This is a genomic window from Mucilaginibacter rubeus (assembly GCF_014643835.1).
In the GTDB taxonomy this organism is placed as follows: Bacteria; Bacteroidota; Bacteroidia; order Sphingobacteriales; family Sphingobacteriaceae; genus Mucilaginibacter; species Mucilaginibacter rubeus.
Genome location: NZ_BMKD01000021.1, coordinates 1 through 1526 on the forward strand (window position 1 = coordinate 1; position 1526 = coordinate 1526).

Consider the following 1526-nt stretch of genomic DNA (forward strand, 5'->3'; position numbering starts at 1 on the left):
TGAAGAAAGCTTCGGGCAATTAGTATTACTCGGCTATGATGTCACCACCTTTATACCTGTAACCTATCAACGTAGTAGTCTCCTACGACCCTCAATGGAAGTCTCATCTTGTGGCTAGTTTCGCACTTAGATGCTTTCAGCGCTTATCTATTCCCAACGTAGCTACTCTGCAGTACACCTGGCGGCATAACAGATTCACCAGAGGTTAGTCCAACCCGGTCCTCTCGTACTAAGGTCAGCCCCACTCAAACTTCCTACGCCCACAACAGATAGGGACCGAACTGTCTCGCGACGTTCTGAACCCAGCTCGCGTGCCACTTTAATGAGCGAACAGCTCAACCCTTGGGACCTTCTCCAGCCCCAGGATGTGACGAGCCGACATCGAGGTGCCAAACCTCCCCGTCGATATGAGCTCTTGGGGGAGATCAGCCTGTTATCCCCAGCGTACCTTTTATCCTTTGAGCGATGGCCCTTCCATGCAGAACCACCGGATCACTATATCCGTCTTTCGACCCAGCTCGACTTGTCTGTCTCACTGTCAAGCAAGCTTTTGCTATTGCACTCCGCGTACGGTTACCAAGCGTACTGAGCTTACCTTTGAAAGCCTCCGTTACCTTTTTGGAGGCGACCACCCCAGTCAAACTACCCGCCAAACAATGTTCTCCACATTGCAGAGTTAGACACCAAATACAGAAAGGGTGGTATTTCAACGTTGACTAACCAACTCCTAGCGAAGCTGGATCACAGTCTCCCACCTATCCTACACATCCTGTATCCGATATCAATGTTAAGCTATAGTGAAGGTGCATGGGGTCTTTCCGTCCCGTTGCGGGTAACCGGCGTCTTCACCGATACCACAATTTCACCGAGCTCATGGCTGAGACAGCGCCCAGATCGTTACACCATTCGTGCAGGTCGGAACTTACCCGACAAGGAATTTCGCTACCTTAGGACCGTTATAGTTACGGCCGCCGTTTACTGGGGCTTCGATTCAATGCTTCGCCTTGCGACTAACATCCCCTCTTAACCTTCCAGCACCGGGCAGGTGTCAGGCCATATACGTCATCTTGCGATTTTGCATAGCCATGTGTTTTTGTTAAACAGTCGCCTGGGCCTTTTCACTGCGGCTGACATTGCTGCCAGCGCCCCTTCTCCCGAAGTTACAGGGCCATTTTGCCGAGTTCCTTAGCCATGATTCACTCGAGCACCTTAGGATTCTCTCCTCGACTACCTGTGTCGGTTTACGGTACGGGTTTTTATTACCTGAAGCTTAGCGGGTTTTCTTGGAAGTCTGATTACCTGAACTATCACCTTGTCCGAAGATTCGGTGTACTATCAGCTTTCAGCAAAGTCTGCGTACTTAACTACAAACTCTATACCTACAGCCTTTAACGAACTATTCCGTCAGTTCGCGTCAGTGTCACTACTCCGTCACCGCATCGCAGTAATAAAAAGTACTGGAATATTAACCAGTTGTCCATCGGCTACGCCTGTCGGCTTCACCTTAGGCCCCGACTAACCCTGAT

General features: G+C 50.3%; 1 rRNA gene. It reads right to left on the reverse strand.

The window, feature by feature from the left end:
- Positions 1-1526: ribosomal RNA gene (locus IEX80_RS27715) — 23S ribosomal RNA — on the reverse strand; the annotation flags it as partial.